This is a genomic window from Klebsiella sp. KTE92 (assembly GCF_000398905.1).
Lineage (GTDB): Bacteria > Pseudomonadota > Gammaproteobacteria > Enterobacterales > Enterobacteriaceae > Klebsiella > Klebsiella variicola.
Genome location: NZ_KB976100.1, coordinates 4424767 through 4439256, shown reverse-complemented (window position 1 = coordinate 4439256; position 14490 = coordinate 4424767). Strand labels below are relative to the sequence as shown.

Sequence of the window (14490 nt, the reverse complement as noted above, 5' to 3'; positions counted from 1 at the left end):
TTTACTGGAGCATAATTTAACATTGATGGAGTGCGGCAATACGCTGGTTCATGGCGCGGGAATTATCAATGCCCAGCTTTTGCATGATATGGATACGATGGCTGTGAACCGTTTTATGGGCAATGCCGAGCAGGGCGGCAATACGCTTGTTATTATTGTTGGCAATCAGCAGTTCGAGGATCTGGCACTCCCGTGGCGACAGCTGTTTGCGCAACCTTCGCGGTGGCAGTTCGCTGGCGCCCTCTGCGCGCTTGACGATAGAGGAAAAAAGAGATAATGGAGATTTTTCGCTAATAATCATGGCATTATCAATAGTTATCAACTCTCTGCACAGGGCGACAATGTCGCTTTTCACCACCAGTACCGGCTGTTGGCAGCGCTGCAGAGAAAGGCGAAGCGCGTTCAGCAGGTCGACGATTCTGATGGCAGAAATATCCTTATTAATTAAATTGAAAATAACCGTCTGAGCCAGTGGTAGATGTTTCCCATGGATAACGTCGCCATAACCAAGACGGATGATATTTTCATGGCTATCAATAAGGTAGTATAAGGTAGTGATAGATTGAGTGACCAATGAGATTATCATTGGTGTACAGCAATATACTGTCCAAGGGTATCAGATTCTCTTTTTGCGCTTGGCTTCTAAGATCAGGTCCAGCAGTATCTTCTCTATTCTGCGCTGGTCATCGAGATGGCGGAACTTAAACTGGCAGGATATCTGATAGTAGCTTTCACTCTCTTCATTGGCGTCATCAAGGGTGATAACAATGACATTCTTTACCACCAGGTCAATGGTGATCTCACCATATTCCGCGAGCATCAGTACAGCATTTTTCAGTAAGGCGTTATGGCTGAGAAATTTCAGGTTCGGCGTCCTGGTCATCAATGCGCAACCGCCATCTGAAATGTCTTTGATGTCGAAAAGATAGTTTTCGCCATTTTTATGGCGACCGCGGCAATAAAAATCATGTTCGTGGCGTAAACGAAAACGGGGATCGCGGCGGCGCTGTACGACCTGCAGACATTCAGGCAAAGAAAAGGCGTAGCGGATACCTTTATCCACACCGCTATTGTCATGTTTTGTCAGGGGTGCATTAAACTCTATTTTCCCTGAATCACTATGCAGGAGAAAGCGAATTTTATGCCCCGGCGGGATTTTGCGGTGAGTCTGAATATGGAACTCGGCAAAATCCACACGTGTCAGTTGGGTTACGATACTCGTGTTGTTAAAAAATATTTCAATTTCAGTACGTTTGCGCAACTCCTCTCTGAAAATAGCAATAATTTCATACTTACTGGTCTTTATCGTTCCCTCTGTCATGTGCTTCCCTTGTAAATAGTTGCCGTGAGGCGTTTGATTTTTCTTATAGCAATAGCAACATTCTGATTGGGTTAATCAGATGTTTTTATGAGCGTTTGATGTTATTGACTATCTTTGCAGCCAGATTGATATGTATAAACTTGGAATTCGATATTGTGTTTCCTGTAATCAAGAGTTTCAAATTTTGGTCATGACAAAAACGACAACGGCCTCCATGCTGGAGACCGGTCGAAGGATAAAAACAGTAGTTTGATTAACGGGGATAATGAGAAAACGATCGTCGATCACACCCCATTTGTAAGATCTATAGTGCCAGCAGTGTTGAGGTTTTTCCAGGCAAATATTAAGGATAGCTGTCGTTCCCCCCATTTCTCCCCATGGGTCAGGGGCGTGCGCGGGTGGCGATATTATCGAGGATGCGCAGGGCGTCTGCCGGCAGGACCAGCTGCGCGGCGGCAATATTTTCCGCCAGATGCGTGCGGGAAGACGTGCCGGGGATCAGCAGAATATTCGGCGAACGCTGAAGCAGCCAGGCCAGGGCGACCTGCATCGGCGTCGCCTCAAGCGAGGCCGCGACCTCGTTCAGCTCCTGCGCCTGGAGTGGCGTAAAACCACCCAACGGGAAGAAGGGCACCCACGCGATGTGCTGCGCGGCGAGCGCATCGACCAGCGCGTCGTCGGCGCGATGGGCAATGTTATAGAGGTTTTGCACGCAGACGATGGGCGTCATTTTCTGCGCATCCGCGACCTGTTTTGCCGTCACGTTGCTGAGGCCGATATGGCGGATCAATCCCCGCGCTTTGAGCTCCAGCAGGGTAGTGAGCGGCGCCTCCAGCGAGCCTTCCACCGGGCCGTGAGGGCTGAGCATACTGCGCAGGTTCACCACCTCCAGCATGTCGAGCCCCAGGTTACGCAAATTATCCTCGACGGCCTGGGTCAGTTCGGCAGGCGACATGGCCGGCAGCCAGTTGCCCTTCTCGTCGCGGCGGGCGCTAACCTTGGTGACAATACACAGGTCGTCAGGATAGGGATGGAGCGCTTTGCGGATCAATTGATTGGTCACATGCGGACCGTAAAAATCAGAGGTATCGATATGGTTTACCCCGGCCTCGACGGCAGCCTGCAGGACGCGCACCGCCTCCTCGGGATCTTTCGGCGGGCCGAAGACGCCGGGGCCGGCCAGCTGCATCGCGCCATAACCCAACCGATAAACCTGGCGATCGCCGAGCGTGCCGCGACCGGATAAGGTGACACTGGACATACGAACTCTCCTTACGGTGGCTAAGCCGTAAGTGTAATCCGCTCAGGGGAAAGGGAAGGGCGAGAATGTTGTCAGAATGTGCGGCAGCGGCTCAGGTAAGCCACTGCCGCCAGAGGCGATTAGCCAAAGAACATCACTGAAACGCAGAGCAGGCCGACCACCAGCGTAATGGCGTTACCCACCGAGCGGTACGGTTTAAGCGCCGGAATAAGCCAGGTGGACAGCGTGGGCATGATAAACAGGATCATGGCGATAAGCGGCCCGCTGATGGCGTAGATCATCGAAATGGCATTCGGGTTGATAAAGCACACCGCAAAGGTGAAGGCGGAGACCAGCAGGATCGACATCGCCCGGTTGAAGGCGCGGCTCTTACGCACGCCGACCAGCCCCAGCGAACTCTTGACGATTTCACTGGCGCCTTCAATCACCCCGAAGTAGGTGCCAAGGAAGGATTTCGACATGGCGACCACGGCAACGATGATGCCGGTTACCGCCAGCCAGCCGGGCGCGCCCGGCACCATCGACAGGGCGGAAAGGATGGTCACCCCCTGATCGCGGGCGCTTTCAATATAGGTCGCCGGGATCGCCAGCAGACAGCTGAAGACGAAAAACAGCACGCTGGCGCAGATGATGGTGTAGGCCACCTTCATGATTTTTTTGCATTTACCCATGGCCAGGTCGCCATGTTTCTCCTGCTGGTCGATAGCAAAAGTAGAAATGATCGGCGTATGGCTAAAAGCGAAAACCATCACGGGAATGGAGATCCAGATCTGATGGAGCGTGTGCGTGCTGAACTGCATCTGGCTGGTGAGGTGCTCAGGATGCCAGTCGCGGATTAAATAGAGGGAGAGAAACAGGAAGCAGGCGATAAGCGGGAAGACCAGAAAGCCCATCACCTTGATGGTGACCTGCCGCCCCATGAGAAAGATCAGGTTGAGGACCAGCACAACGCCCAGGCTCAGCAGCGCGCGCAGCGTGGGGGTCACCGGCGTACGATGCGCCACCTGCTCGGCAAGCGAGTTGGTGATGGCCACGGCATAGATGAGCACCACGACGAAGAAGGCGAGGAAATAGAGGCCGGTGATCAGGTTGCCGATTTTCTTACCATAGTAGTGATTGACTGCGCCGGTGATCCCGGTTCCCGGCGCGATATTGGCCGAGAGAATAAACTGGCTCAGCGCTTTGTGAGGCCAGTAGGTGAGCGGCCAGGCGACCAGCGCGGTGATGAACAGGACAATGGCGCCAGCCGAACCCAGCTGGATCGGTAGAAATAGCGTCCCAGCGCCTACTGCAGTGCCATATAAGGCAAAACTCCATAGAGTTTCTTCTTTAGACCAAATTTTAGACATTATGCGACTTTATCAACCGGTAAACCAAAAAAAAGGAGTGCAATTTACCATATTTATGGTTCGTCTGTTGCGATAGTTTTTGGTGATAAAGTCGCGGCGGATCGTGGAGGATCCGCCCGGGGCACTACCCGCGCGCCGGCTGGCGTGGGCGGCGGCGGCGGATAACGCGCTCGCGCAGGGTGTCCCATGCCCAGTTAAACGCCATGGTGTAGGGCAGGAAGAAGAGCATGAAGCCGATCTCCAGCATAAACGCCTGCAAGAGCGATACGCCCAGCACGATCGCCACCATGGTGACGCCAATGATGATGAATCCGGTCTCAAAGCCCAGCGCGTGCAGCGCACGCACTTTCAGCTGGCGGGGAAAGCGGGAGACCGGCCACAGGCGATCGAACATCGCGTTATAGATGATGTTCCATACCATCGCCAGGGTGGCGAGCAGAATACTCAGCCCGCCCATCTCCACGACCGAGCGCTGCATCAGCCAGGCGGCGGTAGGGGCGAGGATCAGCGTCGCCAGTCCTTCGAAGGTGATGGCGTGGATAACGCGTTCCGTAAGCGTCTTGCGCTGATGAGGGATCTGTTGCATGGCGAGCGACCTCCAGTTTTAGCCTGAACAGGAAATTACCCGGCATTTTATGGAAAAACATGATAAACAAAAGATAGAAACCATCGATAAAGTAGATAGATTATGCGTTATTCCCCGGAAGCGTTAACCGCCTTTGTGGAGGCGGTTGACTGCGGATCGTTTTCCGCTGCCGCCCGTCGCCTGCGTAAAAGCCAGTCGACGATCAGTACCGCTATCGCCAACCTGGAGGCCGATCTCGGCGTGACCCTCTTTGACAGGGCAACGCGGCAGCCGACGCTGACGCCGCAGGGGGAGCAGGTGCTGAGCTACGTCAAAGCGATCCTCGCCGCCAGCGAGCGGTTGGATGAGCTGGCGGTGTCGCTCGCCGGTGAGACGGAACCGCGACTGACCTTCGTGCTCTCGGACACCCTGCACCCGGACGTGCTGGAAGATCTGCTGGTGCAGTTTGACCGCCGCTTTCCCCATACCGAGTTTGAGTGTTTGATTGGCGAAGACGAGGATGTGATCGATCTCCTGCAAAAAGCCCGCGCCCAGGTGGGGCTGATTGAGGCCAGAGATCGCTACCCGACCGACATCGGCAGCACCCGCCTGCCGCTGCAGACGGCGATGGGCATTTACGTGGCGCCTGACCATCCGCTGGCGGCGCAGGGCAAGGTCGTCTGGGATGAGCTGCGCAGCTGGCGTGAGCTGCGGTTGAGCACCTTTCTGGCCAGCGCCACCGAACCTGCCGCAGGTCAGGTCTGGTCGGCGCCAAACTATCTGCTGCTGCTCAGCATGGCAGTGCAGGGATTCGGCTGGTGCATTCTGCCCTGTGCGCTGGTGGCGGAGTTTGCGCCGCAGGGCGGGCTGGTGGCGCTTGATATTCCCGGCTGGCCGCGGGCGATTTCGGTCGATCTGCTGTGGAATAAGAAAGCGCCGCCGGGGGCGGCCGGCAGCTGGCTGCGTGAGCATCTGCAGCGGCGTGAACGTTAATAAAAAGCGGTTTCTTTGTGATTAGCTTCACTTTTTTTAAACAATTACAAAGTTTTTTGATAACAATTATCTAGTATATCGCTGTTTCTTTGCGCAAAAGCATGGGCAGGGGTAGAGGATGAAGGATGTCGTGATCGTCGGGGCGCTACGAACGCCGATTGGCTGCTTTCAGGGCGCCTTATCGCGCCATTCAGCCGTCGAGCTGGGGAGCGTGGTGTTGAAAGCGCTGGTTGAGCAGACAGGGATCGATCCGCAGAGTGTGGATGAGGTGATCCTCGGCCAGGTGCTGACCGCCGGTACCGGGCAAAACCCCGCGCGCCAGTCCGCAATTCGCGGCGGGCTGCCTAACACTGTATCGGCCATTACCATAAACGACGTCTGCGGCTCCGGCCTGAAGGCTTTGCACCTCGCCACCCAGGCGATTCAGTGCGGGGAAGCGGATGTGGTGATCGCCGGCGGCCAGGAGAATATGAGCCGCGCTCCGCATGTACTCACCGACAGCCGCACCGGCGCCCAGTTGGGCAACAGCCAGCTGATTGACAGCCTGGTGCATGACGGACTGTGGGATGCCTTCAACGATTATCATATGGGTGTTACGGCGGAAAACCTCGCCCGGGAATACGGCATCAGCCGCGAGTTGCAGGACGCCTGGGCGCTCAGCTCACAGCATAAGGCGCGCAAGGCGATTGATTCCGGCCGCTTTCGCGACGAGATTGTCCCGGTTATTACCGAGCATAACGGCGCGGCGCGCACCGTGGATACCGATGAACAACCGCGGGTGGATGCCAGCGCGGAAGGGTTGGCCAGCCTGCAGCCCACCTTCGACCGCCTCGGGTCGGTGACCGCCGGCAACGCCTCCAGCATCAACGACGGCGCGGCGGCGGTGATGATGATGAGTGAAGCCAAAGCCCTTGAACTGGGGCTGCCGATCCTCGCCCGGATCCGCGCCTTCGCCAGCGTCGGGGTCGATCCGGCGCTGATGGGTATTGCCCCGGTGCACGCCACCCGTCGCTGTCTGGAGCGGGCCGGCTGGCGGCTGGACGACGTTGATCTGATCGAAGCCAATGAGGCCTTTGCCGCTCAGGCGATCTCGGTTGGCCGGGTACTGGAGTGGGATGAACGGCGGGTCAACGTCAACGGCGGCGCGATCGCTCTCGGCCACCCCATCGGCGCCTCCGGCTGCCGGATCCTGGTATCGCTGGTGCATGAAATGATCAAGCGTGATGCCCGTAAAGGGCTGGCGACGCTGTGCATCGGCGGCGGTCAGGGCGTGGCGCTGGCGGTAGAGCGCGCCTGACGCTCTGTCTCGATCTACATGGCCTCCTGCGGGAGGCCTTTTTTATGCGCCGCGCTTTGCCGAACCCTGCTTTTTCTCGCGTATTTCACTTCCCCCCTGGCGAATTTATTGAGCTCCGTCACGTCTTGTTGTGCCACATTTTTTGAAACAAATAACTACGATCCTGGTCACTAAAACTAAGGTGCTTAAAAAATAAAATAACGTTTCATAAAAACGAAATGACATTTTATTTATTATAAGGGGTACCCTATGTTAAAACGATCTCTGGTTCTGGCCGCCCTCTGTGGTATGTCTTTTGCGGCGACTGCGGTAACGATAGATTTACGTCATGAATTCATTGATGGCGGTAAGAGCGATAAAAGTAATGCCGACCGCGTCTCCGTTTCCCACCGTTTTGCCAACGGGCTAGGCTTTACCGTCGAGGCCAAATGGCGTTCGGGTGGCGACAACGGTTCGCAGCCCTATTCAGATGTGGTGGGTAATGGTCATGAAGACACCATTAGCTGGCGCTGGAAAGCAACGTCGAACTTTTTCCTCACCCCCGGGTTTACCATTGAGAGCAACGACAGCCGCTCCATCTACAAGCCGCACCTCCACGTGCAATACAGCTTCGACAACGGCTTCTATGTCGCCGCTCGCTATCGCTATGAATACACCCGCTATCCGAACAACGCCGGTAAAGATGATGACAAAGTTAACCGCGGCGATGCGTGGGCCGGGTTTGCGCTTGGTGACTGGCGTACAGAGCTGAACTATGTCTATGCCCGCAGTTCCGAAGGGGTCAGCCGCAACGACAACAAACCCTACTCGCAGGAATATAACGTGAAGGTGGCTTATAAGCTGGATAACAACTGGTCACCGTATGGTGAAATTGGCAACGTCGGGGTGAACGACCGCAGCGATCGTCAGACCCGCTTCCGCGTTGGGGTGGCCTACTCGTTCTGACAGACCATTCAGCCCTCATCGTTTGTTTTCCCCGGCGCCGTCAGCCGGGGTTTTTTATGGGGGAAAGAGAAGGGACAAAAAAGCCCTCCGCGAAGGAGGGCAAGGCCAGTGACAGAAAGACGTGTGGTGTGGATCAGGCGCTCAGCATTGGCGGATGTTCGGGTAATTTCGCGATATAGATGGCCGGTTTACCGTCTTTATCGGAGCTGAACAGAATGGCGCTGTCGTCCGGGGTAAACGAGGGGTGTGGGTGAGTCACCTGACGGCTGTTGGCCACCGTCGCCCACGAGGTATCATGACGCGCGACGCGGAAGTAGCGTTTTTGCGCCACGTTAAAGACATACAGATAAGGATCGTTATCAATGGAGTAGCCGCCGGTATCTTTGACATCCACCGGGGTCCCTGAGCCATCGCCCACCAGCAGCGTGCCGTCGAAATTGCTCATCAGATGCGAGCAGGCCGGCATGGTCATCAGGGCCTCGTTGACACCGCTTTCGGGATCAAAGCGATAGATCGTCCGCCCCTGCTGACCTTTCAGATAGGAGACGTAGATCAGCGCCGAACCGTCCGGTACCCAGAATTCATGGGTGCAGCTTTCGCCCGGGGCATGCGTTTTCACTTTGCGGACGTGGCTGCCATCTTCATTGACCAGCCACATGCGGGCGTCCACCAGATCGTGCGGCCCTTCATGGCAGAAGGCGACGGTGTGGTCGTCGAAGGGACGATAGATTGGGTGTCCCAGCCAGATTTTTTCCTCATGGATCACCTGGCTCTCACCGCTGTGCAGATCGACGCGCAGCAGGCGGCAGTGTGGTCCTTTGTGAAAGAAGTCATGAAAAATCTGCCAGTCGTTGAGCGGCGTCTAGTCGCTTTTCGCAATCTCAATGCCCACCAGTTTGCTGCAATCGCTGTTTGCCACCCAGGTGCCGTAGCCGACCCAGTCATCGCTGACGCGATAAACTTCGCGCTCAACGAGGGTGGTCAGATTCACCTCCAGCAGGGTGCGGTCATTTTTCACGTAATAAAGCGACTTATCGTCCGGGGAGAGGAAGCCGCCGAAGGTGTTATCCCCGGCGCCTTCCGTCAGCTGGATGGCCTCGGCGCTGGCGATATTCAGCAGATAGTAGTTCCAGTGGCCGTCAAACTCGCCGGCGAACAGTAAATGGCTGCCATCGTTAAAAAAACACTTCTGATAGAAGTAGTTGCGATGACAGGTGACCTCCGGAGGGGTTAAGCGGGTAACTTCCGCTCCGGTATCCGGATCGTGGCTGACCTGATAATTCAGTTTGACCCGCATGCCTTTAGCCATGTAGTGCTCCTTTCTTTCCTGCGATGCCGCTGGACCAGAGGCGTGTCGCTGTGTGATGTGTTTTAAAAGATGAGTGTTAATTTATCAAAACGTCGTTTCATTATTTGTGATGCCTCACGCAGTTCAGCGTAATTCCCGCATTTTCAGCGGCCTGCTGGCCTCTCTTTGTTCGCCTCTCCAGACAACCGGTTGAATCATCGTCCTTTTAACACCTCTCCCGCCCAGCGCGTGCCGCCGGGTGCCTTCGCTTTTTCTTTTTTTGTAATCGCCATCATAAAAAATGAAACATCGTTTTAAATATTATTGAAAATGACAGGGGGCAGGGCTAAGATGGCACTCATCAGCAAAAACGGAACTCTGTTTTATTTTCATTATGGTGGGCTATGCCCGAGAGTTCACCCCACGCTCAGCTCCGCCATCGGCGTGGGCAGGGCCGAGAGAACCTTGCCTGCACGCAGCAGGCTCTGAACGATTAAGGAACACATTATGATTCTTGATGCATTCTCCCTGCAGGGAAAAGTAGCCGTCGTGAGCGGATGCGATACCGGTTTAGGTCAGGGAATGGCCCTCGGGCTGGCGGAAGCAGGTTGCGATATTGTTGGTATCAATATCGTCGAGCCCGTGGAAACCATCGAACGGGTGACGGCGCTGGGACGCCGCTTTCTCAGCCTGACCGCCGACCTGCGCCAGATCGACGGTATCCCCCAGCTGCTGGAGCGTGCGGTGGCGGAGTTCGGCCATATTGATATTCTGGTCAATAACGCCGGGCTGATCCGCCGCGAGGACGCGCTGGCGTTCAGCGAAAAGGACTGGGACGACGTCATGAACCTGAACATCAAGAGCGTATTTTTTATGTCCCAGGCGGCTGCGAAGCACTTTATCGCCCAGGGCAGCGGCGGGAAGATCATTAACATCGCCTCCATGCTGTCTTTCCAGGGCGGGATCCGCGTGCCATCGTATACGGCGTCCAAAAGCGCGGTGATGGGCGTGACCCGCCTGCTGGCGAACGAATGGGCTAAACACAATATCAACGTCAACGCCATCGCCCCGGGGTATATGGCGACCAATAACACCCAGCAGCTGCGCGCTGACGAACAGCGTAGCAGCGAAATTCTCGACCGCATTCCCGCCGGACGCTGGGGCCTGCCGGCCGATCTGATGGGGCCGGTGGTATTCCTCGCCTCCCCAGCTTCCGATTACATCAATGGTTATACGGTGGCGGTGGACGGCGGCTGGCTGGCGCGCTAACCCCCTCCCCGAGGCCGGGGCGGTGAGTATCGCACCGGCCGAGTGAGCAATTATTGTCCATATCAATAAGTGATAATCGTCCATATTCTATATCGCCTGATTAATGTTACTGCCCTGTATGGACAGGGTTATTCACTATGACAAACGCATTTTTTGTTCCTTAGAAAGTTTAATGTCCATCACAAAACCTCTCCTGCCAGCAAAATAGTCCATATCTTTGGCTTATCCAGCCTGACAAACTCCTCCGCCAGTCACGTACTTTCGTCCTATGTCTTTCTCTGTGTGGCAGGAATAAAAATGACTTCAATCAGTAACGACTCTGCATTAACGCCGCGGACACAACGTGACACCCGGCGGATGAACTGGTTTGTTTCTATCGCTGCGGCGGTAGCGGGGTTGCTCTTTGGCCTGGATATCGGCGTGATATCCGGGGCGCTGCCCTTTATTACCGACCACTTCACCTTATCCAGCCAGCTTCAGGAGTGGGTGGTCAGCAGTATGATGTTGGGGGCGGCGATCGGTGCGCTGTTTAACGGCTGGCTGTCGTTCCGCCTCGGCCGTAAATACAGCCTGATGGCGGGGGCTGTGCTCTTTGTTGCCGGCTCTATCGGCTCCGCTTTTGCCGCCAGCGTGGAGGTGCTGCTGATAGCTCGCGTGGTGTTGGGGGTGGCCGTCGGGATCGCTTCCTATACCGCGCCGTTGTACCTCTCCGAGATGGCCAGTGAGAACGTGCGCGGGAAAATGATCAGTATGTACCAGCTGATGGTGACCCTCGGCATTGTGCTGGCGTTTCTTTCCGATACCGCCTTTAGCTACAGCGGTAACTGGCGCGCCATGTTAGGCGTGCTGGCGCTGCCGGCGGTGATCCTGATTATTCTGGTCGTCTTTTTGCCGAACAGCCCGCGCTGGCTGGCGGAGAAAGGACGCCATATCGAAGCGGAAGAGGTGCTGCGGATGCTGCGCGATACCTCGGAAAAGGCGCGCGACGAGCTTAACGAGATCCGTGAGAGCCTGAAGCTGAAGCAGGGCGGCTGGGCGTTGTTTAAGGTCAATCGTAACGTGCGCCGGGCGGTGTTCCTTGGCATGCTGCTGCAGGCGATGCAGCAGTTCACCGGCATGAACATCATCATGTACTACGCGCCGCGTATCTTTAAAATGGCGGGCTTTACCACTACCGAACAGCAGATGATCGCCACTCTGGTGGTGGGCCTGACCTTTATGTTTGCCACCTTTATTGCGGTGTTCACGGTGGATAAAGCGGGTCGTAAGCCGGCGCTAAAAATCGGCTTTAGCGTGATGGCGCTGGGCACCCTGGTGCTGGGCTACTGCCTGATGCAGTTCGACAATGGCACCGCCTCCAGCGGTCTCTCCTGGCTTTCCGTCGGCATGACCATGATGTGTATTGCCGGGTATGCGATGAGCGCGGCGCCGGTGGTGTGGATCCTCTGCTCCGAGATCCAGCCGCTGAAATGCCGCGACTTCGGTATCACCTGCTCGACCACCACCAACTGGGTGTCGAACATGATCATCGGCGCCACCTTCCTGACGCTGCTTGACGCGATTGGCGCCGCCGGTACCTTCTGGCTCTACACGGTGCTCAACGTGGCCTTTATCGGCGTCACCTTCTGGCTGATCCCGGAAACCAAGAATGTCACCCTCGAGCACATTGAGCGCAACCTGATGGCGGGCGAGAAGCTGCGCAACATCGGTAACCGTTAATGTGAGGCGCGCGGCAACCACGGGCTGGCGACTTTGCGCGTCTCCCGATGGTTGTCGCCGTGAATGATATGCAGGGCGCTCAGGCGCCCGATGTCGTAGTGCGGCAGCTGCACCGTGGAAAGCGGCGGCAGAAACAGATCGCCAATGCCCACCATATTGTCGTATCCCACCACCGCCACGTCCTGGGGAATGCGTAACCCCTGACCCAGCAGCGTCTGATAGACCATAAACGCGATGCGATCGTTGCCGCAGATCACCGAGTCAAAGTCAGGTTTACCCTCGCGGATATGCGCCAGCACCACCGCCGGGATATCGTGGTAATGCTCATCGCCCTGGCCCATATACGAATGGATCAGATGGTCCGGTTCGATACCCGCCTCCCGGCAGGCGCGCTCCAGCCCCTGGCGGCGGCGGATCGTCGCCAGCTGGCTGGCGGGTAAGTGCAGGCACAGCGGATGACGATAGCCAGCGGCAAGCAGGGCTTTCACCGCGTCGTACTGGCCCTGTTCATCGTCCGGGATATAGCTGGCCACCGGCTGGCTGAGGCTTTCGCAGTTGGCCAGCACGCAGGGCAGAGTCAGCAGTTTGTCCGGCAGCGGCACCTGGCGCAGCCCCATGGTGGTAAAGATAATGCCGTCCGGACGGTGGGAGAGGAGCAGGTTGACCACCGCTTCCGGACTATCGTCCGAAAACATGTTGACCACAAAGCTGTTCCAGCCGTGGGCGCGGGCGGTCTCTTCGATCGAGAGGGTGATCTCCACCGAAAAGGGCGTGGTGACGGTATCCAGCGCCAGCACGCCGATGGTGCTGGGGGTGGCGCGCGCCCCGCGGATCTTCTTCGCCGACAGGTCGGGGACGTAGTTGGTCTCGGCGATGGCGGCCTGCACGCGGGCCAGGGTCTCCGGCTTGAGCCGCTCCGGGGTGTTCAGCGCCCGCGAGACGGTCATCAGAGATACATTCGCCAGTTTTGCTACATCTTTCAGGGACGCCATTTTTTCCTCCGCCGTGGCTGCAGAGTACAGGCTATACAACTAAGTCGCTGATGTAAAAGAGTGAAACGATTTTCTGCTATCGCCGTCCTGAACGCTGCCGCGGTTAATATTTGATCGCGATCGCATCTTCATTATGTTAACGTTAACTTTTGTGATTAACATCATGTATCGCAGCGAATCCCCCTGCGTTTTGTTTTTTGTTAACGTTACCATAATTGCATTCCTCTAACACGAGAATGTCATGATGAAAGCGCATCACTCACACAGCTACCCGTTGCTCAGTGCCTTACTGTTTTTCTTTTTCGTGACCTGGTCGTCATCCGGCTCCTTGCTCTCTATCTGGCTTCACCAGGAGGTTGGGTTAAAGGCTGGCGATACCGGTATTATCTATGCCGTACTGTCGGTTTCCGCGCTGTTTGCGCAAGTTTGCTATGGCTTCATTCAGGACAAACTGGGGCTGCGCAAACATCTGCTCTGGTATATCACCGCGCTGCTGATCCTCTCCGGTCCGGCGTATCTGCTGTTCGGCCACCTGCTGAAGATTAACGTCCTGTTGGGCAGCATCTTCGGCGGGATCTACATCGGCCTGACCTTTAACGGCGGCATTGGCGTGCTGGAATCCTACACCGAGCGCGTGGCGCGTCAGAGCCAGTTTGAATTCGGCAGGGCACGGATGTGGGGCTCGCTCGGCTGGGCGGTGGCCACCTTCTTCGCCGGCCTGCTGTTTAATATCAATCCGCAGCTTAACTTCCTCGTCGCCAGTTGCTCAGGGCTGGTGTTCTTTATCCTGCTGGCGCGGCTGCGGGTCTCCTCGGCGCCGCATGCGATGCAGGAGGCGGTATCGGGCGGTAAGGTGACGCTGGAAGATGCGCTGCGCCTGCTGACGCTGCCGCGGTTCTGGGCGCTGGTCTTTTTCGTCATCGGCACCTGCATCTACGGTGTCTATGACCAGCAGTTCCCGGTCTATTTCTCATCGCAGTTCGCGACCCTGCAGGAAGGCAACGAGATGTATGGTTATCTCAACTCCTTCCAGGTGTTCCTCGAGGCGGCCGGCATGTTCTGCGCGCCGTGGCTGGTGAACCGTATCGGCGCCAAGAACGGTCTGATTTTCGCCGGCATGGTGATGGCGATGCGCATGGTGGCCTCTGGCCTGGTGGAGGGGCCGCTGCTGATCTCCATTACCAAACTGCTGCACGCGGTGGAGCTGCCGATACTGCTGGTGGCTATCTTTAAGTACAACAGCATCAACTTTGATAAACGCCTCTCCTCCACCCTCTATCTGGTGGGTTTCGCCTGCACCAGCTCGATCATTGCCAGCGTCTTGTCGCCGCTGGCGGGCTACAGCTATGAAAAATATGGCTTCGCCCAGTCCTATCTGATCATGGGCCTGCTGGTGTTCTGCACCACCTTTATCTCCATCTTCTTGTTGCGCTCCGGTAAATCCTCGGCCGATCCGCTGGTGTCGCAACCTACCGCTATCTGAATCAAAAA

The 14490-nt window shown here is 56.3% G+C and carries 12 protein-coding genes and 2 pseudogenes; 7 read left to right on the top strand and 7 right to left on the bottom strand.

Translation table 11 applies throughout. The features are described from left to right. Positions 1 to 16: 16 nt before the first annotated feature. From A1WC_RS04840 to A1WC_RS04860, 5 genes and pseudogenes are all read right to left on the bottom strand, one after another. A pseudogene (locus A1WC_RS04840) lies at positions 17 to 599 on the bottom strand (LuxR C-terminal-related transcriptional regulator). Between the two features lie 17 nt (positions 600 to 616). Beyond that, positions 617 to 1321 (bottom strand): transcriptional activator MrkH, encoded by a 705-nt coding sequence (mrkH, locus tag A1WC_RS04845; protein ID WP_008806362.1) that lies wholly within the window; start codon positions 1319 to 1321, stop codon positions 617 to 619. 382 nt (positions 1322 to 1703) lie between these two features. Continuing rightward, positions 1704 to 2582 carry an aldo/keto reductase family oxidoreductase gene (locus tag A1WC_RS04850; RefSeq protein ID WP_016161780.1) on the bottom strand — a complete coding sequence of 293 codons (879 nt, stop codon included), beginning with the start codon at positions 2580 to 2582 and terminating at the stop codon, positions 1704 to 1706. Between the two features lie 119 nt (positions 2583 to 2701). After that, a complete protein-coding gene (locus A1WC_RS04855; RefSeq protein ID WP_008806360.1) occupies positions 2702 to 3931 on the bottom strand; it encodes an amino acid permease in 1230 nt (409 codons plus the stop codon). Between the two features lie 124 nt (positions 3932 to 4055). Continuing rightward, complete coding sequence (locus A1WC_RS04860) at positions 4056 to 4517, bottom strand: multidrug/biocide efflux PACE transporter (RefSeq protein ID WP_008806359.1); 462 nt, start codon at positions 4515 to 4517, stop codon at positions 4056 to 4058. 102 nt (positions 4518 to 4619) lie between these two features. Between A1WC_RS04860 and A1WC_RS04865 the strand changes: the two genes are divergently transcribed. From A1WC_RS04865 to ompK26, 3 genes are all read left to right on the top strand, one after another. Further along, the gene (locus A1WC_RS04865; RefSeq protein WP_008806358.1) at positions 4620 to 5489 is read left to right on the top strand and encodes a LysR family transcriptional regulator; all 870 of its coding nucleotides are present in this window, start codon (positions 4620 to 4622) and stop codon (positions 5487 to 5489) included. Positions 5490 to 5607: 118 nt separating this feature from the next. Beyond that, complete coding sequence (locus A1WC_RS04870; protein ID WP_008806357.1) at positions 5608 to 6786, top strand: acetyl-CoA C-acetyltransferase; 1179 nt, start codon at positions 5608 to 5610, stop codon at positions 6784 to 6786. Positions 6787 to 7035: 249 nt separating this feature from the next. After that, the gene (ompK26, locus tag A1WC_RS04875) at positions 7036 to 7731 is read left to right on the top strand and encodes a KdgM family porin OmpK26 (protein WP_012967271.1); all 696 of its coding nucleotides are present in this window, start codon (positions 7036 to 7038) and stop codon (positions 7729 to 7731) included. Between the two features lie 133 nt (positions 7732 to 7864). Here ompK26 and A1WC_RS0125350 read toward each other — a convergent pair. Then, positions 7865 to 9040: pseudogene (locus tag A1WC_RS0125350) on the bottom strand (oligogalacturonate lyase family protein). A gap of 486 nt (positions 9041 to 9526) precedes the next feature. Here A1WC_RS0125350 and kduD point away from each other — a divergent pair. Together kduD and A1WC_RS04885 are read left to right on the top strand one after the other, a co-directional pair. Further along, positions 9527 to 10288: a 2-dehydro-3-deoxy-D-gluconate 5-dehydrogenase KduD gene (gene kduD / locus A1WC_RS04880; RefSeq protein WP_012540639.1), complete on the top strand. Its 762-nt coding sequence runs from the start codon at positions 9527 to 9529 to the stop codon at positions 10286 to 10288. A gap of 297 nt (positions 10289 to 10585) precedes the next feature. Continuing rightward, positions 10586 to 12007: a sugar porter family MFS transporter gene (locus A1WC_RS04885; protein ID WP_008806353.1), complete on the top strand. Its 1422-nt coding sequence runs from the start codon at positions 10586 to 10588 to the stop codon at positions 12005 to 12007. On the opposite strand, the gene A1WC_RS04890 is transcribed toward A1WC_RS04885, so the two are convergent. Further along, positions 12004 to 12999, bottom strand: a complete 996-nt coding sequence (locus A1WC_RS04890; RefSeq protein WP_016161777.1) for a LacI family DNA-binding transcriptional regulator — start codon at positions 12997 to 12999, stop codon at positions 12004 to 12006. The genes A1WC_RS04885 and A1WC_RS04890 overlap by 4 nt on opposite strands. 94 nt (positions 13000 to 13093) lie before the next feature. On the opposite strand from A1WC_RS04890, the gene A1WC_RS28060 reads away from it, so the two are divergent. Together A1WC_RS28060 and A1WC_RS04895 are read left to right on the top strand one after the other, a co-directional pair. Next, positions 13094 to 13228, top strand: coding sequence for a hypothetical protein (locus tag A1WC_RS28060; protein ID WP_046621754.1), 135 nt, complete (start codon positions 13094 to 13096; stop codon positions 13226 to 13228). Positions 13229 to 13240: 12 nt separating this feature from the next. Further along, the gene (locus A1WC_RS04895) at positions 13241 to 14482 is read left to right on the top strand and encodes an MFS transporter (RefSeq protein ID WP_012540640.1); all 1242 of its coding nucleotides are present in this window, start codon (positions 13241 to 13243) and stop codon (positions 14480 to 14482) included. Positions 14483 to 14490: the final 8 nt, after the last annotated feature.